The 19,372-nt window shown below is 72.1% G+C and carries 19 protein-coding genes and 2 tRNA genes; 11 read left to right on the top strand and 10 right to left on the bottom strand.

The features are described 5' to 3' along the window. Positions 1-28 precede the first annotated feature (28 nt). A complete protein-coding gene (locus AB0D44_RS11245) occupies positions 29-553 on the bottom strand; it encodes an NUDIX hydrolase (RefSeq protein WP_362587843.1) in 525 nt (174 codons plus the stop codon). Next, complete coding sequence (locus AB0D44_RS11240) at positions 550-1,956, bottom strand: zinc-dependent metalloprotease (RefSeq protein WP_362587840.1); 1,407 nt, start codon at positions 1,954-1,956, stop codon at positions 550-552. Before AB0D44_RS11240 ends, AB0D44_RS11245 begins: the two co-directional genes overlap by 4 nt. A 193-nt stretch (positions 1,957-2,149) precedes the next feature. Here AB0D44_RS11240 and AB0D44_RS11235 point away from each other — a divergent pair, with 193 nt between their 5' ends. The 4 genes from AB0D44_RS11235 to AB0D44_RS11220 all read left to right on the top strand — a co-directional run bounded on the left by AB0D44_RS11235 (position 2,150) and on the right by AB0D44_RS11220 (position 5,528). Next, on the top strand, positions 2,150-3,343 hold the full coding sequence (locus AB0D44_RS11235; RefSeq protein WP_362587837.1) for an SDR family oxidoreductase: 1,194 nt from the start codon (positions 2,150-2,152) through the stop codon (positions 3,341-3,343). A gap of 204 nt (positions 3,344-3,547) precedes the next feature. After that, a complete protein-coding gene (locus AB0D44_RS11230; RefSeq protein WP_362587834.1) occupies positions 3,548-4,009 on the top strand; it encodes a molybdenum cofactor biosynthesis protein MoaE in 462 nt (153 codons plus the stop codon). 145 nt (positions 4,010-4,154) lie between these two features. Beyond that, the gene (locus AB0D44_RS11225; RefSeq protein WP_362587831.1) at positions 4,155-4,352 is read left to right on the top strand and encodes a hypothetical protein; all 198 of its coding nucleotides are present in this window, start codon (positions 4,155-4,157) and stop codon (positions 4,350-4,352) included. Between the two features lie 84 nt (positions 4,353-4,436). After that, the gene (locus AB0D44_RS11220) at positions 4,437-5,528 is read left to right on the top strand and encodes a PDZ domain-containing protein (RefSeq protein WP_362587828.1); all 1,092 of its coding nucleotides are present in this window, start codon (positions 4,437-4,439) and stop codon (positions 5,526-5,528) included. A gap of 37 nt (positions 5,529-5,565) precedes the next feature. On the opposite strand, the gene AB0D44_RS11215 is transcribed toward AB0D44_RS11220, so the two are convergent. Further along, positions 5,566-6,153 (bottom strand): PPA1309 family protein, encoded by a 588-nt coding sequence (locus tag AB0D44_RS11215; RefSeq protein WP_362587825.1) that lies wholly within the window; start codon positions 6,151-6,153, stop codon positions 5,566-5,568. A 141-nt stretch (positions 6,154-6,294) separates the two neighbouring features. Between AB0D44_RS11215 and AB0D44_RS11210 the strand changes: the two genes are divergently transcribed. The 4 genes from AB0D44_RS11210 (at position 6,295) to AB0D44_RS11195 (ending at position 11,509) form a co-directional block, all read left to right on the top strand. Further along, positions 6,295-9,180, top strand: coding sequence for a UPF0182 family protein (locus tag AB0D44_RS11210; RefSeq protein WP_362588019.1), 2,886 nt, complete (start codon positions 6,295-6,297; stop codon positions 9,178-9,180). Between the two features lie 52 nt (positions 9,181-9,232). Continuing rightward, positions 9,233-9,306, top strand: a tRNA-Met gene (locus AB0D44_RS11205). A gap of 192 nt (positions 9,307-9,498) precedes the next feature. After that, the gene (locus tag AB0D44_RS11200) at positions 9,499-11,355 is read left to right on the top strand and encodes a tetratricopeptide repeat protein (RefSeq protein ID WP_362587822.1); all 1,857 of its coding nucleotides are present in this window, start codon (positions 9,499-9,501) and stop codon (positions 11,353-11,355) included. Positions 11,356-11,435: 80 nt separating this feature from the next. After that, positions 11,436-11,509 (top strand) — tRNA-Met (locus AB0D44_RS11195). Between the two features lie 135 nt (positions 11,510-11,644). Here AB0D44_RS11195 and AB0D44_RS11190 read toward each other — a convergent pair. The 3 genes from AB0D44_RS11190 to hisN all read right to left on the bottom strand — a co-directional run bounded on the left by AB0D44_RS11190 (position 11,645) and on the right by hisN (position 13,582). Continuing rightward, positions 11,645-12,061: a Fur family transcriptional regulator gene (locus AB0D44_RS11190; protein WP_362587819.1), complete on the bottom strand. Its 417-nt coding sequence runs from the start codon at positions 12,059-12,061 to the stop codon at positions 11,645-11,647. A 131-nt stretch (positions 12,062-12,192) separates the two neighbouring features. Next, positions 12,193-12,585, bottom strand: a complete 393-nt coding sequence (locus tag AB0D44_RS11185; protein ID WP_362587816.1) for a CBS domain-containing protein — start codon at positions 12,583-12,585, stop codon at positions 12,193-12,195. A gap of 193 nt (positions 12,586-12,778) precedes the next feature. Then, positions 12,779-13,582 carry a histidinol-phosphatase gene (hisN, locus tag AB0D44_RS11180; RefSeq protein ID WP_362587813.1) on the bottom strand — a complete coding sequence of 268 codons (804 nt, stop codon included), beginning with the start codon at positions 13,580-13,582 and terminating at the stop codon, positions 12,779-12,781. A gap of 113 nt (positions 13,583-13,695) precedes the next feature. On the opposite strand from hisN, the gene AB0D44_RS11175 reads away from it, so the two are divergent. Next, on the top strand, positions 13,696-14,235 hold the full coding sequence (locus AB0D44_RS11175; RefSeq protein ID WP_362587810.1) for a TetR/AcrR family transcriptional regulator: 540 nt from the start codon (positions 13,696-13,698) through the stop codon (positions 14,233-14,235). On the opposite strand, the gene AB0D44_RS11170 is transcribed toward AB0D44_RS11175, so the two are convergent. The 4 genes from AB0D44_RS11170 to AB0D44_RS11155 form a co-directional block, all read right to left on the bottom strand. After that, positions 14,201-14,524: a multidrug efflux SMR transporter gene (locus tag AB0D44_RS11170; protein WP_355412255.1), complete on the bottom strand. Its 324-nt coding sequence runs from the start codon at positions 14,522-14,524 to the stop codon at positions 14,201-14,203. The two genes, AB0D44_RS11175 and AB0D44_RS11170, sit on opposite strands and share 35 nt — an antisense overlap. A 100-nt stretch (positions 14,525-14,624) precedes the next feature. Next, entirely contained in the window at positions 14,625-15,635 is a 1,011-nt protein-coding gene (rsgA, locus tag AB0D44_RS11165) for a ribosome small subunit-dependent GTPase A (protein WP_362587807.1), read from the bottom strand. A gap of 9 nt (positions 15,636-15,644) precedes the next feature. Further along, positions 15,645-17,000, bottom strand: a complete 1,356-nt coding sequence (aroA, locus tag AB0D44_RS11160) for a 3-phosphoshikimate 1-carboxyvinyltransferase (RefSeq protein ID WP_362587804.1) — start codon at positions 16,998-17,000, stop codon at positions 15,645-15,647. Positions 17,001-17,053: 53 nt separating this feature from the next. Further along, the gene (locus AB0D44_RS11155) at positions 17,054-17,767 is read right to left on the bottom strand and encodes a M50 family metallopeptidase (RefSeq protein ID WP_362587801.1); all 714 of its coding nucleotides are present in this window, start codon (positions 17,765-17,767) and stop codon (positions 17,054-17,056) included. A 53-nt stretch (positions 17,768-17,820) separates the two neighbouring features. Here AB0D44_RS11155 and AB0D44_RS11150 point away from each other — a divergent pair, with 53 nt between their 5' ends. Further along, entirely contained in the window at positions 17,821-18,639 is an 819-nt protein-coding gene (locus AB0D44_RS11150; RefSeq protein ID WP_362587799.1) for an SOS response-associated peptidase, read from the top strand. 29 nt (positions 18,640-18,668) lie between these two features. Continuing rightward, the gene (locus AB0D44_RS11145; protein ID WP_362587796.1) at positions 18,669-19,310 is read left to right on the top strand and encodes an alpha/beta family hydrolase; all 642 of its coding nucleotides are present in this window, start codon (positions 18,669-18,671) and stop codon (positions 19,308-19,310) included. Positions 19,311-19,372: the final 62 nt, after the last annotated feature.

Here is a 19,372-nt window from a genome sequence, read left to right as displayed (position 1 = left end):
GACCGCCCCTTTCGCCGTCACACCGGGCTCACAGCCGTGCCAAGGTCGCCTCCAGCAGTCGTACGACCGAGGTGTCGGCCACCGCCGCCACCTCCTCGTACGGGAACCAGCGCAGGTCCAGGGACTCCTCGCTGATCTCCGCCACCGCCCCGGCCGGGGCCAGTGCCGCGTACTGCACGTCCAGGTGCCAGGTGCAGGGCGCCGGGATCGGATGCCGGTCCAGGCGCACCGGCCCGCCGGGCAGCAGGCTCAGCCCGGAGGCGATGCCCGACTCTTCTCGGGCCTCGCGCAGCGCCACGCCGGCGAGGGTCGTGTCACCGGGCTCGCAGTGGCCGCCCATCTGCAGCCACATGCCCAGCTTCTTGTGCAGGGTCAGCAGGACGCGGCCGCGCTCCGGGTCGATCACCAGCGCGCTGCCCGTGACGTGTCCGGCGGTGCAGGGCTTGTAGACCCCGTCCGGATGGGCGGCCAGGTGCTCCAGGTAGACATCGCGCAGCTCGGGCTGGTCCTCGTAGCCCTTCAGTACGAGGACCGCGTCTTCGTAGAGGCTCACTTCTTCTCGTCGCCGTCCTCGTCGCGCTTGCGGGCCGCCTCGCCGAGCATCTTGTCGATCTCGGAGAAGTCCAGCTGCTCCCGGTGCACGAAGCCGTCCGGGTCGTCCAGGTCGGAGGCCGTCGGCAGCATGTCCGGGTGCTCCCACAGCCCGTCGCGGCCGTCCACGCCCCGCGCGTCGGTGAGCGAGGCCCACAGCCGCGAGGCGTCGCGCAGCCGGCGCGGGCGCAGCTCCAGGCCGATCAGCGTCGCGAAGGTCTGCTCCGCAGGGCCGCCGGAGGCACGCCGCCGGCGCATGGTCTCGCGCATCGCGTCCGCAGAGGTCAGCCGGGGCTTCGCCGCCTCGTGCACCACCGCGTCGACCCAGCCCTCGACCAGCGCGAGAGCCGTCTCCAGGCGGGCCAGGGCGGCCTTCTGCTCGGGGGTGTCCTGCGGCTGGAACATGCCGCCCTGGAGCGCCTCCTGCAGCTGCTCCGGGTTGGACGGGTCCAGCTGCCCGACCACGTCCTCCAGCTTCGAGGTGTCGATCTTGATGCCGCGGGCGTAGCCCTCGACCGCGCCGAACAGGTGCGAGCGCAGCCACGGCACGTGCGCGAAGAGCCGGGCGTGGGCCGCCTCGCGCAGGGCCAGGTACAGCCGCACCTCCTCGGAGGGGACCCCCAGGTCCTTGCCGAAGCCCTCGATGTTGAGCGGCAGCAGGGCGGCCTTGCCGGCCGGACCCAGCGGCAGCCCGATGTCGGTGGAGCCGACGACCTCGCCCGCGAGCACGCCCACGGCCTGCCCGATCTGCTGGCCGAACATGGCCCCGCCCATGGAGCGCATCATCCCGAGCAGCGGGCCCGCCATGGCCTGCATCTCCTCGGGCAGCACGCCGCCCATGGCCGCGCCGACCCGCTCGGCGACCGGGTCCACCAGCTCCTTCCACACCGGGAGGGTCGCCTCGACCCACTCGGCGCGGCTCCACGCCACGGCCGTGGTGGCGCCGGAGGGCAGCGAGGTCACGCCGTCCAGCCAGTGGTCGGCGAGGCGCACGGCCTCCTCGACGGCGGACCTCTCCGCGACGCCGACGCTGGTGTCCTTCACGCCGTCCGCCGTGCCCTGCGCGACGGTCTGGCGGGCGATGTCCTTGGCCATGTCCCAGTTCACGGGACCGCCCTCGTAACTGAGCATCTGGCCGAGCTGCTGGAAGGCCGCACCGAGATCGTTCGGGTTCATCGAGCCGAACATCGCGGCGAACGGATTGTCCGCACCGCCCGCACCGCCGGCGCCGCCCGGCAGGCCCATGCCCGGGAACCCGAACGGATTCGGGCCGCCCTGGCCGCCCTGATTGCCCTTCTTCTTGCCCTCGTCGCCGTTCTCCGGCTCCTCCGGCGGAAGGCCGAATCCGAATGGGGTGTCACTCACGGGTTTCCTCGGCTCGTAGGGCCGCCGGCGGGAGCCGGCGGACAATGGTCCCGACAACACCACCCAGCGTAGACACCGCACCCGCTTCGGGGCTCGGTGCTCCGCCGACTCCTGGGCTGCGGCAGGATGGACGTCACCTGGTAGGTACGCGCCACGGCGCGTCCCTACTGAAGACAACCGCTGGAGACGCCTGGTGAGTTCCCCGGATCCGCACGCTTTGGGCAAAGACGGCTCGGACGAGAGCGGCCCCGCGCCGCACGACGCCGAAATCGGTGCCGAGCACGACGAGGACGTTTCCGGCGTTCGCCAGCCGCGAAACCAGGCCGGCCCCCCGCGGCGCAGCCCCGTCATCGCGGTGACCGGCGCCGCGTCGGGCGTCGGCGCGGCCCTGGTGAGCCGCCTGGCCGCCTCCGACGAGGTCAAGCAGGTCGTGGCGATCGACGAGCGGCGCGGGGACTGCGCGGCCGCGCAGTGGCACGTCCTGGACGTACGGGACCCCGCCATCGCCGAGAAGCTGCGCGGTGCGGACGTCGTCGTCCACCTCGCGCTGGACCTGGACCTGGAGACCGATCCGGCGGCCCGCACGGCGTACAACGTGCGCGGGACCCAGACCGTGCTGACGGCCGCCGCGGCGGCCGGCGTCCACCGGGTCGTGCTGTGCACCTCCGCGATGGTCTACGGAGCCCTGCCCGACAACGACATCCCGCTCTCGGAGGACTCCGAGCTGCGGGCCACCGCCGAGGCGACCGGCGTCGGCGACCTGCTGGAGATCGAGCGGCTGGGCCGGCGCGCCCCGCGGGCGCACCCCGGCCTGAACGTCACCGTGATCCGCCCCGCGGTCCTGGTCGGCGGCACGGACACCGCCCTGACCCGGTACTTCGAGTCCCCGCGCCTGCTCGTGGTCGCCGGATCCCGCCCCACCTGGCAGTTCTGCCACGTGGAGGACCTGGTCAGCGCGCTGGAGTACGCGGCCCTGGAGAAGGTCGAGGGCGAGCTGGCGGTGGGCTGCGAGGGCTGGCTGGAGCAGGAGGAGGTGGAGGAGCTGAGCGGCATCCGCCGCATGGAGCTCCCCTCGGCGGTCGCCCTGGGCGCCGCCGCCCGGCTGCACCGCATCGGCCTGACCCCGTCCCCGGCCGGGGACCTCGCGTACACGATGCACCCGTGGGTGGTCAGCGTCAGCGGTCTGCACGCGGCGGGCTGGCGGCCGCGCTGGACCAACGAGGAGGTGCTGGCCGAGCTGCTCCAGGAGGTCGCGGGCCGGCACACGGTCGCGGGGCGCCGGCTGGGACGCAAGGACGCCACCGCCGCGGGCGCCGCGGGGGCGACCGTCGCGCTGCTGGGCGCCGCCGCCGTGGTCCGCGCGGCCCGCCGGCGCCGGGGGCTCTGACCCGCCCGCGGCCCGGTCGGCTCGGTCGGCTCGGACCTGCCGGATCCCGGTCCCGCGCCCCGGGGCCGCGCGCGGCCTCCGGGCTGCGCCCGGGCTCCGCGGGGCCGGCCCGCCGGGGGTTTCGTAGGAGGATCCCAAGCAGGCGGGCGCGGCACGGGCTAATCAGCTATTTCGCGTTGTCAGCGGCTAGGGCACGATGAAGACATGGCACCGCACTTCGATCACCCCGGCGAGCAGGCCGCGCAGGACCCGGTCCGGCTGCTCGCGATCCGTGACACCCCGCTCTCGATCGACGAGGTCTTCCAGGCCGTCGGCGACGACGCGACGGGCGGTACGACGCTCTTCGTCGGCACGGTGCGCAACCACGACAGCGGGGCGGACGTCGACTCGCTCGGCTACTCCTGCCACCCGACGGCAGAGGCCGAAATGCGCCGGGTCGCCGAGCGGGTCGTGGCCAAGTACCCGGTGCGCGCCCTGGCCGCCGTACACCGCATCGGCGACCTGTCCGTCGGCGACCTCGCGGTGGTCGTCGCCGTGTCCTGCCCGCACCGCGGCGAGGCCTTCGAGGCCTGCCGGATGCTGATCGACGACCTCAAGCACGAGGTCCCGATCTGGAAGCACCAGACCTTCGCCGACGGCACGGAGGAGTGGGTCGGCGCCTGCTGAACCCCCGGTCGCGGAGCTACCCCCGAAAGGGGGTAGCCTCGCACCCGTTCGGCCGCGCAACACGCCCTCGATTTGCGTAACCCCCTCCCGGGCATGAGCGTTGAAGCCACCAACGACATGAACTTCGGGGTAGGGAGACAGGCCCATGGCGTCTCTGGTGTGGTTGCTGATTCCGCTGTTCGCCGCGATAGGCGCGGGCATATGGGGAAGCTGGGCGGCGCGCGACCGTACCCAGGGCGACATATCCGAGCTCGCGGGCTACGCGAGGTTCCGCGAGGCGATGGGCAACAGCGAACAGGCCAAGGCGAAGGCACAGGTCCACTCCGGCTCCGACGCCGTCTGAGATTCCCCTGAGAGTTCCGCGTACGACCCCTTACGGACCGGCCCCGGCGGCCGCCCGCCAGGGCCGTCCCGTACTGTCGGATCCATGCCACGCCGCACTGCGACGATGCTCGCCTCCACCCTCGTGCTGTTCGCGCTGCTCTGCGCAGGGGTGTTCATCAAGGTCCCGTACTCCGAGATGAGCCCCGGCCCCACCGTGAACACACTGGGCGACTCGCACGGCGAGCCCGTCCTCAACATCTCGGGGCGCAAGACCTACCCCACCAGCGGTCACCTCAACATGACGACGGTCCGCGTCACCGGCGCGGACTACGACATGAACCTGCTGGAGGCGGTGTACGGGTGGCTGGCCGACGACAACATCGTCGTCCCGCACGAGAACCTCTACCCGAACGGCAAGACGGACGAGGAGTCCACCCAGGAGAACGCCGAGGAGTTCAGCCAGTCGCAGCAGAGCGCCAAGGTGGCGGCCCTCAGGCAACTCGGCATCCCGGTCTCCGCCCGCGTCATCGTCGCCTCGGTGGTCAAGGCGAGCCCCTCCGACGGAACGCTGCACGCCGGTGACGTCATCAAGGCGGTGGACGGCGCCCCCGTCACCGCCCCCGAGGACGTGGCGAAGCTCGTCACCAAGCACAAGCCCGGCGAGCCGGTCGAGTTCACCATCGTGCCCGCCGCCGAGGCGGCCGAGGCCGCGAAGGCGAACCGCGAGCCCACCGGCTCCACCAAGGTCACCATCACGGCGGGCAAGGCGGAGGGCGACGGCCACGCCATCGTCGGCATCCGGGCCGGGACCGACCACACCTTCCCGTTCACCATCGACATCAAGCTCGCCGATGTCGGCGGTCCCAGCGCCGGCCTGATGTTCGCCCTCGGCATCGTCGACAAGCTCACCCCGGAGGACCTCACCGGAGGCAAGTTCGTCGCGGGCACCGGCACCATCGACGACGCGGGCAAGGTCGGCCCCATCGGCGGCATCCAGATGAAGACCATCGGGGCCCGCCAGGCCGGCGCCCGCTACTTCCTGACGCCCGCCGAGAACTGCGCCTCCGCGGCCGCCCACGTGCCCGACGGGCTGACCCTGGTCAAGGTCTCGACCATCGCCGACGCCACCCAGTCGCTGGAGAAGATCAGCAAGGGGGACACGGCCGGGCTGCCGCAGTGCGCGGCCAAGCCCTGACCGGTCCGTCCCCACGGCGCAGCAGGACCCCCGGGTCTCAGGAGAACGTCGCCGCCAGGGCCTCCGCCAGGCCGGGCACCAGGCCCCCGCCGGTGAGGACCTCGGTCGAGGAGTCCTTCTCGCGCAGCCGTACGGCCGACTCCCGCGACCCGTCGCGCAGCACGGCCACGGTCAGCCGGACCTCCTGGCGCTCCGGGTGCCCGGCGACCCACTTCGCCAGCTGCTTGTCGTTCAGCCCCTCCGGAACGGAGGCCTCCGCCGACGGCGGCAGCATCAGCCGCTCCACCGTCAGCGCGCAGCCGACGACGGCGTCGGGCCAGGCGATGGTGCCGAGGAACTTGTCGAGGGGGGTCCCGGCGGGCAGCTCGTCCTGCTCGATCGGGGTGAGGGAGGCCTTGCCGGCGTCGTCCTCGTCGAGGCCGAGCTGGCCGGCGAGGCGCGGTTCCTGCTTCTTGAGCCGGGCGGTGTCGACGAGGGCGAACAGCCGGGCGGGCTGGTCCCAGCCGAGGCCGGCCGCGTACTCGTCGATCTCGAGGCAGGCCCGGGTCAGGGGGCCGGCCGCCATTGGCGCCGCCGACGGAGTCGGCTTGTCGGGCGGCGTGGGGGAAGGCGAAAGGTTGGACATGGACAACATCCTGCCTCCTTTCCCCCGGATACCGGGAACTGACTAAAGCCTCAGTAAGTTGCATGAGTGGGCTCTACGATCGGGGGCCCCGTTGAATACCAGACCCAGCGACTTTCAGAGGTGCGCACCTTGGCTTTCCAGATGCCGGACCGCGGCGGAGGCCCTTCGGGGCCACGGATGAGAGTCGGCCGCCCGTCCCGGCGGGCCCGCACTCTCCTCATGACCTTGGGCGTGCTGGCCGTCCTGCTCATGCTCTTCATCATGTTCGCGGGCTTCTGGACGGACTGGCTCTGGTTCCGCTCCGTGAAGTACTCCACCGTCTTCACCACCACCCTGTGGACCAAGATCGGCCTCTTCGCCGTCTTCGGCCTGCTGATGGCGGGTGCCGTCGGGTTCAACATCTGGCTGGCGCACCGGCTGCGACCGCCGCTCAGCGCGATGTCGATGGAGCAGCAGAGCCTCGACCGCTACCGGATGAGCGTCGCCCCGTACAAGAAGTGGCTGCTGCTGGGCATCGCCGTGCTCGTCGGCCTGATCGCGGGCGCCTCGGCGGCCGGCCAGTGGAAGACCTGGCTGATGTACGTGAACGGGGTGCCCTTCGGCCGGAAGGACCCCGAGTTCCACCTGGACGTGTCGTTCTACACCTTCGACCTGCCCTGGTACCGCTTCCTGCTCGGCTTCGGCTTCGCCGCGGTCGTGCTGTCGGTGATCGCCGCGGCCGTCGTGCACTACCTGTACGGCGGACTGCGCGTGACCAGCCCCGGCGCCCGGGCCACCGCGGCGGCGACCGGCCACCTGTCGGTGCTGCTCGGCCTCTTCGTCACGCTGAAGGCGATCGCGTACTGGCTCGACCGGTACGGCCTGGCCGTGAAGTCGAGCGACTTCAAGGCCGCGGACAACTGGACCGGCCTGCGCTACGTCGATGCGAACGCGTACCTCCCGGCCAAGACGATCCTCGTCGCCATCGCCGCGATCTGCGCCGTGCTGTTCTTCGCGACGCTGTGGCGCCGCACCTGGCAGCTGCCGGTGATCGGCTTCGGCCTGATGGTTCTCTCGGCGATCCTGATCGGCGGGCTGTACCCGGCGATCGTGCAGAAGTTCCAGGTCCAGCCGAACGAGCAGGCCAAGGAATCGCCGTACGTCGAGAAGAACATCAAGGCGACGCGCGACGCCTACGGGATCGCCGGCTCCGAGGTCAAGGACTACCCGGGCGTCCCGGCCGCGGGCACGGACAAGAACCAGCTGCGCAAGGCGGCCGACACGACCGCCAGCGTCCGCCTCCTCGACCCGAACATCGTCTCGCCGGCCTTCCAGCAGCTCCAGCAGGTCAAGGGCTACTACGCGTTCCCGTCCACGCTCGCCGTCGACCGGTACAACGGCCAGGACACCGTCATCGGGCTGCGCGAGCTGAACATCGCCGGCATCCCGAAGAACAACTGGATCAACGACCACTTCAAGTACACGCACGGCTACGGCGTGGTCGCGGCCAAGGGCACCACCGTCGGTGACCAGGGCGCTCCCGACTTCACCCAGTCCGACCTGCCCTCGAAGGGCATGTTCGGCACGGACTTCGAGCAGCGCATCTACTACGGCGAGCAGACGAAGCAGTACTCGATCGTCGGCGGGCCGCAGAAGGAGCTCGACTACTCCGACGACAAGGGCGAGAAGGAGACGAGCTACACCGGGAAGTCCGGTGTCAGCCTCGACAACCCGATCAACCGCGCCGCGTACGCGCTGACCTTCAGCGAGCCGCAGATCCTGTACTCGGGTGCCATCGGCGACGGCTCGCGGATCCTGTACAACCGCACGCCCAAGGACCGCGTCGAGGCCGTGGCCCCGTGGCTCACCATCGACGGCGCCCCGTACCCGGCGGTCGTCGAGGGCAGGATCAAGTGGATCGTGGACGCCTACACGACCACCAACGGCTACCCGTACGCCTCGCGCACCACGCTGGGCCAGAGCACCGCGGACTCGCTGACCAACAGCCAGCGCGCGGTGGTGGCGCAGGAGAACCAGGTCAACTACATCCGCAACTCGGTGAAGGCCACCGTCGACGCCTACGACGGCACGGTGAACCTGTACCAGTGGGACACCCAGGACCCGGTCCTGAAGACCTGGATGAAGGCGTTCCCGGGAACGGTGAAGCCCAAGAGCGAGATCTCCAAGCCGCTCATGGACCACCTGCGCTACCCGCAGGACCTGTTCAAGGTCCAGCGCGAGCTGCTGACCCGCTACCACGTCACCGACCCGCAGACCTTCCTCAGCGGCAGTGAGGCCTGGGCCGTCCCCGACGACCCGACCACCAAGGCCGGCACGGCGGTCCCGCCGTACTACCTGTCGATGAAGCTGCCGGGCCAGACGGAGAAGGACCAGGTCTTCTCGCTCACGACGACGTTCACGCCGAACGAGCGGGACAACCTGAGCGCCTTCATGGCGGTCAACGCCGATCCGGGCACCCCGGACTACGGCAAGATCAGCGTGCTGAAGCTGCCGACCAGCAAGCCGGTCGACGGCCCCAAGCAGGTCCAGAGCAAGTTCCAGTCCGAGCCGAAGATCGCCGAGTCGATCCGCCTGCTGCGCGGTGGCGACTCGGAGGTCGAGTACGGCAACCTGCTCACGGTTCCGCTCGACGGCGGAATGCTCTACGTGGAGCCGGTGTACGTGCGCAGTTCGGGGCTCAAGTACCCGCTGCTGCGAAAGGTGCTGGTGACGTACGGCGGGCAGACCGCGTTCGAGGACACGCTGGAGAAGGCGCTGAACGTGGTCTTCGGGGCCGAGGCCCCGACGACCCCCGTGCCGCCGACCCAGCCCCCGGGCGACGGCACCACCACGCCCCCGCCCGTCAGCCAGGATCCGACGGTCAAGGCGGCGCTCGCCGACGCGCAGAGGGCTGTCGAGGACGCCGAGAAGGCCCGGCAGGCGGGCGACTGGGCGGCCTTCGGCAAGGCGCAGGACGAGATCAAGGCCGCGCTGAAGCGGGCGATCGAGGCCGAGGCGAAGCTGACGGCTCCCAAGCCGGGCGGCTGACCGTTTATCGGTAAGGGCTCCGTCCCGCGTCGTGATACTGTGGTTTCACCGACGCGGGGTGGAGCAGCTCGGTAGCTCGCTGGGCTCATAACCCAGAGGTCGCAGGTTCAAATCCTGTCCCCGCTACTGAAGACGAAGGCCCGGATCCATGGGATCCGGGCCTTCGTCATGCCCGGAACGGACACGCGGTAGCTGAGACGGGTGAGTTGGGGCAGGAGCGTGTTTGACTTGACTCTCTATGGGCATGTCGACAAAACGCTGTAGTGACCTCACTGGCTGCGACATACCAGGTGTACGCGGGTAGCAGGTGATGCGACGATGGGATTTATGGGGGACAGGTCAACTCTGCTGGAGACAGGGCGGTTTGCGAGGGCGGATGCCGAGCCGGGTACGGGAGCCGGTGACTCGGCTCCCGTTGACAACGCGCAAACCGCGCTGACCGATGCGGATTTCGCGGAGGAAATGTTCGCCGAGACCGACACGGCGAGCGACGCCGAGCTCGAGGCCCGGCACCGGGTGGCCGCCGACAAGGGCGACCCGGGCGCCATGAGCGTGCTCGGCGCGCTGCTGCTGCGCCGCGGCGACCTGGACGGAGCCGAGCCGTACCTGCGCGGTGCCACGGCGGAAGGGGACCGCGCCGCCGCGAACAACCTGGGCGTACTGCTGCACCAGAGGGGCTACCCAGAGGAGGCCGCCGGCTGGTGGCGGGTCGCGGCCGTCGCCGGATCCGCTCCGGCCGCGCACGCCCTGGGCCGCCACTTCCGCGAGCGCGGGGACGAGCCCGCCGCCGAGTACTGGCTGCGCCAAGCGGCGGAATCCGGCCACGCGCTGGGGGCGTACGGTCTGGCCGACCTCCTCGAGCACCGCGGGGACAAGGGCGTGGAGCGGTGGTTCCGCGCCGCGGCGGAGCAGGGGCACCGCGAAGCCGCCTACCGGCTGGCGCGGCACCTGCGCAAGGGCGACCCCGCCGAGGCCGAGCAGTGGTACCGGCAGGCAGCCGCGCGCGGGCACCGCCGGGCCGCGCTGCACCTGGGCGCGCTGCTGGAGGCGCGCGGGGAGCTCAAGGAGGCCGGGCGCTGGTACCTGACCTCGGCCAAGCAGGGCGAGGCCCGGGCGGCCTGCGCGCTGGGCTTCCTGCTGCGGGACGCCGGGGACGAGGACAGCGCCGCCGCGTGGTGGCACCGCGCTGCCCGGGACGGCGACGGCAACGCCGCGAACGCGCTGGGCGCGCTGCACGCCGCCCGCGGCGAGACCCAGACCGCGGAGCGCTGGTACCGCACCGCCATGGACGCGGGCGACCAAAACGGGGCGTACAACCTTGCTTTGCTGTGCGTCGCACAGGACCGGACCGCGCAGGCCGAGCAGTGGTATCGGCGGGCGGCCTACGCAGGCCACCGCGAGGCTGCCAACGCGCTCGCCATCCTGCTGCTCCAGGGCGGGGACGCGGCGGGCGCGGAGCCGTGGTTCTCGAAGGCGGCCGAGGCGGGCAGCGTGGACGCCGCCTTCAACCTCGGGATCCTGTTCGCCAGCCGCGACGAGGACCGCACGGCGCTGAAGTGGTACGAGCGGGCCGCGTCGGCGGGTCACACCGACGCAGCGCTCCAGGTCGGCATCGCGCTGGTGCGTGACGGCGAGGAGCGGGCGGCCGAGCGGCACTTGCGGTGCGCGGCGGGCGGCGGCAGCGCGGAGGCGGCCTTCCGGCTGGCCTCGCTGCTGGAGTCGCTGGCTCCGCCGCCGGAGCCGGTGGCACTGGGCGAGCCGGTGGGCGGCGCCCCGCGGACCGAGAGCGAGGAGTGGTACGAGCGGGCCGCCGAGCTGGGGCACCGCCGGGCCCAGGTGCGCGTGGGCATGCTCGCCGCCGCCCGCGGCGACCTGACGGCCGCGGCGCGCTGGTACCGGGAGGCGGCCGAGGCCGGGTCCCGCAACGGTGCGTTCAACCTGGGGCTGCTGCTGGCCCGCGAGGGGAGCGAGCCGGAGGCCGCCCTGTGGTGGACCCGCGCCGCGGTCGCCGGGCACGGCCGCGCGGCGTTGCGGCTGGGGCTGCTGGCAGCGCGCCACGGTGACCTCGCCGAGGGGCAGAAGTGGTGCGTGCGCGCCATGGAGCTGGGCCCTGCGGAGGTCTCGGAGCGCGCGGCCCGGCTCCGCGACGCCCTCGCCGAGGAGCTCTCGGCCTGACCTGGGCGGCCGGCCCGGGCGGCCGGGGGTTAACCGATTTGCATCTGTCGTGTGGCCTCACGTAAAGTCGGGTTTACCGACGCGGGGTGGAGCAGCTCGGTAGCTCGCTGGGCTCATAACCCAGAGGTCGCAGGTTCAAATCCTGTCCCCGCTACTGAAGCCTCAGGGCCCGGATCCCATGGATCCGGGCCCTGAGTCGTTTTCGGCACGAGGCCGGCTCGTGGTCACGGATACGCAGCAGGGCCCGGACTCCCCTGGGGGTCCGGGCCCTGCTGTGCGTCGTGCGGGGTCAGGCGGCTGCGCAGTTCGGGCAGATCCCGCGGTACGTCACTTCCACCGCCGACACGACGAAGCCGAAGCGCTCGGTGTCGGGGAGGTCGGAGAGCGGGTTGCCCGAGGGGTGCACGTCGCGGATCGCGCCGCACTGGGCGCAGACCAGGTGCTGGTGGGGCCGGTGGGCGTTCGGGTCGTACCGCTTGGCGCGGCGGTCCGTGGCGACTTCCAGCACCTCGCCGAGCGTCACGAGCTCGCCCAGGGTGTTGTAGACCGTCGCCCGGGAGATCTCCGGCAGTTTGGCCACGGCGCGCGCGTGTACCTCGTCGGCCGTCAGGTGAACGTGGTCACCGTCGAGCACCTCGGCCACGACACGCCGCTGTGCGGTCATGCGCCATCCGCGTCCGCGAAGTCGTTCCAGCAGGTCACTCATGGACGTCAGCCTAACAGCGAGGGGTATCGGGTGTAACTCCCGAACGGATACGGACCTGGACGTCATCCTTTATTGGACGCAGTCCAATGCGGGACGGGCCGGAACCCCAGAGGTCCCGGCCCGTCTTCGTGCTACGCCGCGACGGTGCGCCGCGCGGGCACCCAGCAGCGGATGATGTCGCGTACGGAGACGATGCCCACCGGGCCGCCGTGCTCCAGCACGATCAGATGCCGGAAGCCGCCGTGGGCCATGGCCTCGGCCGCCTCCTGCAGCGTGGCCTCCGGGGTGCAGAACACCACGTTGTTGGTGGTGTGCGCACCGACGGTCTCGCGGTCGGGATCGTGTCCCGCGCCGATCGAGTTGAGGATGTCGCGCTCGGTCAGGATGCCGATCCCGCTGTGGTCGGGGTCGAGTACGACGGCTGCGCCGACGCGCCGCCCCGACATCAGGCAGGCCGCCTGGCGCAGGGTGTGCGCGGGTCCGAGGGTGAGGATCACGGTGCTCATTGCGTCACGGACGAGCATGAAGAGAGCCACCTCCTGGGGTGAGTCCCTCCGCTTGGGTGTGGTGCGCCGACAGGATCCTCGAGAAAGGAATCACAAGCGCACAAGCGGAGGATTCTCAGATTCCCACGGACACGGACCGTCAACAAGGGGGCGTGCAGCGGGGTATGGGCAGGCGCCCCGCGCGCTCGGCGTGTCGGCGCGCCCCGCGCGCTCAGGCGCGCGGGCGCAGCAGCTCCAGCATCTCCTCGTGGAGCAGCCCGTTGGAGGCCGCCGCGTTCCCGCCGTGCACCCCGTCCACCCCGTCCAGGCTGGTGAACCGGCCGCCCGCCTCCTGGACGACGACCGCGATGGCCGCCATGTCCCACAGGTTCAGCTCCGGTTCGGCGCACAGGTCCAGCGAGCCCTCCGCGACCATCATGTACGGCCAGAAGTCGCCGTAACCCCGCGTGCGCCAGCAGGCACGGGTCAGGTCCAGGAAGCCGTCGAGGCGGCCCTGCTCCTCCCAGCCGCTCAGCGAGGAGTAGGCGAACGAGGCATCGCCCAGCCCGGCCACCTTCGAGACGCCGATCGCGGCGGTCCCGCCGAGCGCCCCGCCCGCGAAGGCGCCGCCGCCGCGCACCGCCCACCAGCGGCGGCCCAGCGCGGGCGCGGACACCACGCCCACCACCGGGCGGAAGACCCCGTCGTCGCCCTCCGCCATCAGCGAGATGAGGGTCGCCCAGACCGGGACCCCGCGCACGTAGTTCTTCGTTCCGTCGATCGGGTCCACGACCCAGCGCCGCGGGCCGCTGCCCTTGAGGCCGTACTCCTCGCCGAGGATCGCGTCGTCGGGCCGGGCGGCTTCGATGCCGGCCCGGATGATCTCCTCGGCGGCCCGGTCCGCCTCGCTCACGGGGGTCATGTCCGGCTTCGTCTCGACCTTGAGGTCGAGGGCACGGAACCGCTCCATCGTCGCGACGTCCGCCGCGTCGGCGAGTTCGAGGGCAAGGCGCAGGTCATCGTCATACTCGGACATGGCCGAACAGTATCGTGGCGGCCGCCGCGTCCGGGACGCGCCCTTGACAGGATCTGTCGACCCGTCAACTCTGGCCGGGAAGCCCAGCGGGAACGGCCCAGTGGGAGGCGACGATGCCGGCAGCCCGGGAGACCTTGCTGGAGGCGGCGGCAGCGGCGCTCGCGGCCCGCCCCTGGCCGGCCGTGCGGATGGTCGACGTGGCGGCGGCCGCCGGAGTGTCCCGGCAGACCCTCTACAACGAGTTCGGCGGCAAGGGGGGCCTGGGCCGCGCCCTGATCCGGCGCGAGGGCGAGTGGTACCTCGACGGGGTGGAGCGGGCCCTGTCCACCCCGGCCCCGACCTCCCAGCGGCTCGCCGCGGTCGCGGAGTGGACCGTACGGGCGGCCCGCGCGCATCCCCTCCTACGGGCCCTGCTGACCGGCTTCTGGGACCCGGACCTGCCCGCCGCGGGCCGCGCGCCCGGGCCCGGTGAGCTGGCCCGGGCGGTACGGGACCGGGCGGCCGCCGCGCTCATGCCCGCCGAGGACGTCCAGCGGTGCGAACTCGCGGTACGGCTCGCTCTGTCCTACGTAGTGGCACCGGGGGAGGAGCCGGGGGCGGGGGAACTGCTGCGGCTGCTCAGTGTGCAGAACCGGACAGCTGGAGCCCGATGACCCCGAGGATCACCAGGGAGATCGAGACGAGCTTCAGGGTGGAGACCAGGTCGCCGAGGAAGAGCATGCCGTAGATGGCCGTCCCGGCGGCGCCGATACCGGTCCACACCGCGTACGCCGGGCCCACGTCCAGCTTCTTGAGGGCGAGCGTGAGGAGGCCGAAGCTGCCGAGCGCGAAGCAGGCGAAGGCGACGGTGGGCCACAGCCGGGTGAAGCCGTGGGACAGCTTGAGGCAGACCGCGAACCCGGTCTCCAGGAGTCCCGCAACCACGACGAGCAGCCACGCCATGTCGAATGCCTCCCCGCGTCACGTGAATTCTCGTCACTTGGTGCGATTATGCATTTATCCAGACACGATCTTCGGCAAACCCGGCGACGCGTCAGTCCCCTCAGTCCCCTTCGCGCCGCTCGCGCGTCTCCAGCAGCCGCCGCAGCGAATACAGCCGCGCCGGGTCCGCGTGGCCGTCCTCCACCCACGTGTCCAGCGCACAGTCCGGCTCGTCGTGGCTGCACGCGCGCGGGCACCCCTCGGTACCGGGCACCAGGTCCGGGAAGGCCAGGATGACCCGGGACGGGTCCACGTGGTGCAGACCGAACGACCGCACGCCCGGGGTGTCGATGACCCAGCCGTCCCCGCCCGGCAGCGGCAGCGCGAGCGCCGAGGTGGTGGTGTGCCGGCCGCGGCCGGTGACCGCGTTGACGTGCCCGGTCGCGCGCTGACGGCCCTCGGCGACCAGCGAGTTGACCAGCGTGGTCTTGCCGACGCCGGAGTGGCCGACGAAGGCGGTGATCCGGCCGTGGAGCCGTTCCCGGACCCGGTCCGCCGCCTCGCCCGCCGCGAGCTCCTCGCGGTTGGTCACCACGTAGTTCACGCCGAGCGTCGAGTAGATCTCCAGGATCTTGTCGGCGGAGGTCAGATCGGATTTGGTGAGCACGAGCAGCGGTTCCAGACCCGCGTCGTACGCCGCCACCAGACAGCGGTCGATCATCCGGGGCCGCGGCTCCGGGTCGGCCAGGGCCGTGACGATGGCCAGCTGGTCGGCGTTGGCGACGACCACCCGCTCGTACGGGTCGTCGTCGTCGGCGGTGCGCCGCAGGACGGACCGGCGCTCCTCGATCCGCACGATCCGGGCCAGGGTGTCCTTCTTGCCGGACAGGTCACCGACGATCCAGACCCGGTCGCCGACCACCGCCGCCTTGCGGCCCAGTTCCCTGGACTTCATGGCGGTGACCGTGCGGTCCTCGACCAGGCAGGTCAGCCGCCCGCGGTCGACGGTGAGGACGAAGCCCTCGGAGGCGTCCTCGTGCTTGGGCCGGATGCTGGTCCGCGGCCGGTTGCCCTTGGGGTTGGGGCGCTGGCGGATGTCGTCCTCGTCGGTGTGCTTGCCGTACCTGCGCATGACGCGGCCCTACGCTCCCGCTCCCGCTGCGGAATCCCCTGAGAGCATGTCCGTCCACATCGTCGGGAAGTCCGGCAGGGTCTTCGCGGTCGTCGCCACGTTCTCGATCAGTACGCCCTCCACCGCGAGGCCGATCACCGCGCCCGCGGTGGCCATCCGGTGGTCGTCGTACGTGTGGAAGGTGCCGCCGTGCAGCGGGCGCGGCCTGATGTGCAGGCCGTCGGCCGTCTCGGTGACGTCGCCGCCCAGCGCGTTGATCTCCTTGGTCAGCGCGGCCAGCCGGTCCGTCTCGTGCAGGCGCAGGTGCTGGACGCCGCGCAGGACCGACTCCGAGTCGGCCAGGGCCGCCACCGCCGCGATGCCGGGGGTGAGCTCGCCGACCTCGCCCAGGTCCACGTCGATGCCGTGGATCTTGCCGGTGCCGGTGAAGACCAGGCCCGCGTCGGTCAGCTCGCAGGAGCCGCCCATCTCCGTGAAGATCCGGCGCAGCGCGTCGCCGGGCTGCGTGGTGCGGCGCGGCCAGTCCGGGATGGTGACCGTACCGCCGGTGATCAGCGCCGCGGCCAGGAACGGCTGGGCGTTGGACAGGTCCGGCTCCACGACCAGGTCGCGGCCGAGCACGGCGCCGGGCGCCACCCGCCACACGTTCTTCTCGCCGCCCGACTCGGGGGTGTCGACCTGGGCGCCGGCCGCGCGCAGCATCTCCACCGTCATCCGGATGTGCGGCATCGACGGCAGGTTCGCGCCCACGTGCCGCACCTCGACGCCCTGGTTGAAACGCGGGGCGGACAGCAGCAGCGCGGAGACGAACTGGGAGGAGTTGCTGGCGTCGATCTCCACGACGCCGCCCTCCAGGGCCCCGCCGCCCTGCACGGTCAGCGGCAGTGCGCCCCGGCCGTCGTCGTCGATCCGGGCGCCGAGCGTGCGCAGGGCGTCGATGACCTGGCCCAGCGGGCGCTCGTAGGAGCGCGGGTCGCCGTCGAAGCGGATGTCGCCGTCGGCGAGGGTGGCGACGGGCGGCAGGAAGCGCATGACCGTACCCGCGTTGCCGACGTCGACGGTGGCCGGACCGTGCAGGGCGGCCGGGATGATCCGCCAGGCCTCGCCGCCGGCGCCGTCCCCGGCGGAGCTCGACGAGACGGTCTCCTCGATGCCCACGCCCATCGCGCGCAGGGCCTCCGCCATCAGCTGCGAATCGCGTGAGCGCAGCGGCCGGCGCACCCAGCCCGGCTCGGCGGCGAGCGCGGCGAGCACGAGGGCGCGGTTGGTGACCGACTTGGACCCCGGCACGGTGACGGTGGCGTGGACGGCAGCGTCGGCGATCGGGGCGGGCCAGAGGGCGGGGAGCGCGGGGGTCTCGGTCATGGCCCCCACTTTAGTGGCTTCCCCCATGCCCGGATCTTGATCGCTGCGCCGTCTCAGAGGGCGAGAAGCCAGCGGCCGCCGCCCACCAGCGAGCACAGCGCGACGACGTGGAAGAGGAGCAGCCACACCACCGGGTGCACGTGGGTGAGCCGGCCGAGCTGGTCGGCGTCGGAATCCGGCGCACCGCCGTGCCGGCGCTTCGCCCCGAGCTCGAAGACCGGCCGGACGCCGCCGAGCAGCAGGAACCACACCACGCCGTACGCGAAGACGGCCTGCACCTCGGCGGGGGCCAGCCAGGACACCAGCAGGAAGGTGCCGCCGGTCAGCACCACGGTCAGCGCCCCGTACGCGTTGCGGATCATCACCAGCATCGCCACCAGCAGGGCCGTGGCCGCCCACAGCAGCAGCGTGATCCGGTGCGCGGACAGCAGCGCCGCCCCGCCCAGCCCGAGCAGCGAGGGCGCGGTGTACCCGGCCGCGGCGGTCAGGATCATGCCGAGCCCGGTCGGCTTGCCCCGGCTGACGGTGACCCCGCTGGTGTCCGAGTGCAGCCGTATGCCGTCGAGCCGCCGACCGGTCAGCAGCGCCAGCAGGCCGTGGCCGCCCTCGTGCGCGATGGTCACCGCGTTGCGCGACAGCAGCCAGACCGGGCGCGGGCCCACCGCGGCCAGGGCGGCCAGCCCGGTCGCGATCACCAGCCACAGGTCGGGCGCGGTCTGTATACCCGTGAGCCGGTCCCAGAGGCCGGCCGTCGTGCTGCTGTCCATGGAGGGGCGGACTCCTTGCCGTCGGGTTCTCGTGACATGGCAGTGTGGCAGGCATGTGCGGACGGTTTGCAGCGAGTCGTGGACCCGAGGACCTGGTGGAGGCCTTCGGCATCGAGAAGTGGGAGCCGGAGGAGACCCTTGCCCCCGATTTCAACGTCGCCCCGACGAAACAGGTCCACGTCGTCCTCGACCGCCCCCTGAAAGACGCGCCGGACCCCCGTCCGGTTCGCCAGCTGCGCACGCTGACATGGGGGCTCGTGCCCTCCTGGGCCGCGAACCCCGACGGCGCCGCCCGGATGATCAACGCCCGGTCGGAAACGCTCGCCGAGAAGCCCTCCTTCCGCCGCCCCTTCGCGCAGCGCCGCTGCATCGTCCCCGCCGACGGCTACTACGAGTGGGTCACCGCCCATGACGAGCGGCAGCTGGAGGTGGAGGGGAAGAAGAAGCGGGCCCGCAAGCAGCCCTACTTCGTGCTCCCCGCCGACGGCTCCGTCTTCGCCATGGCCGGCATCTACGAGTTCTGGCGCGACCGGACCCTGCCCGACGCCCATCCGCTCGCCTGGCGGGTCACCTGCTCGGTGATCACCACCGAGGCCGAGACCGCGCCGCTGGCGGCGGCTCCCGCCGAGGGCCCGCGCTCGCTGTCCGACATCCACCCCCGGATGCCGCTCATGCTGACCCCCGACCGCTGGGACGCCTGGCTGGACCCCGCGAACACCGACACCGAGGGCTCGCTGCGCCGGTTGCTGGCACCGCCGCCGGGCGGCCTGATGCGGGCCTATCCGGTCTCCACCGCCGTCAGCAACGTACGCAACAACGCGCCCGAACTGCTCGCGGAACTCGCCGCGCCGGAAGAGGGCACGCTCTTCTAGGCGGTGTCGCGCCGGGCAGGATGGGGCGCATGAGCAGTCGCACCCAGAGCGTCGACACCCCGGCGGGCGAGGCCCGCATCACCTGGCACACCGCCCGCAAGGCCCGCCTCGTGCTCGCCGTCAGCCACGGTGCCGGCGGCGGCATCGAGGCCCGCGACCTCCAGGCGCTGGCCGCCGCGCTGCCCGCGCGGGGCGTCACCGTGGCCCTCGTCGAACAGCCCTGGCGGGTCGCCGGGAAGAAGGTCGCCGCCGCTCCCAAGGTGCTCGACGAGGGGTGGCACGGGCTGTGGCCGGCCCTCACGGAGCCCGGGCTGCCCGTGGTCGCGGGCGGCCGCAGCGCGGGGGCCCGGGTGGCCTGCCGGACCGCCGCCGCGCTCGGCGCGGCGGGCGTCCTGGCGCTGGCCTTCCCCCTGCACCCGCCGGGCCGGCCGGAGAAGTCGCGGGCCGAGGAGCTGCTCGGCGCCGGGCGGCCCACGCTCGTGGTCCAGGGCGGCCGGGACCCCTTCGGACGGCCGGAGGAGTTCCCGCCGGGCGGCGCGTACACGCTGGTGGAGATCCCGTACGGGGACCACGGTTTCGCCGTGCCCAAGAAGGCGGACGTCACCCAGGAGGAGGCCCTCGCCGTGATCACCGCAGCGGTGGCCGAATGGCTCACCGCACTCGAGGTCTGATCGGGGCCCGCCGGATCCCGGGGTGATCCCGATCACCCCGGCCCGCACGCGTCCCGGAACGG

Origin of the sequence: Streptomyces sp. NPDC048349 (assembly GCF_040651925.1) — a bacterium.
Taxonomy (GTDB): Bacteria; Actinomycetota; Actinomycetes; order Streptomycetales; family Streptomycetaceae; genus Streptomyces.
Note: the sequence above shows the minus strand (reverse complement) of the source record. Positions and strands in the feature narration are given on the sequence as shown.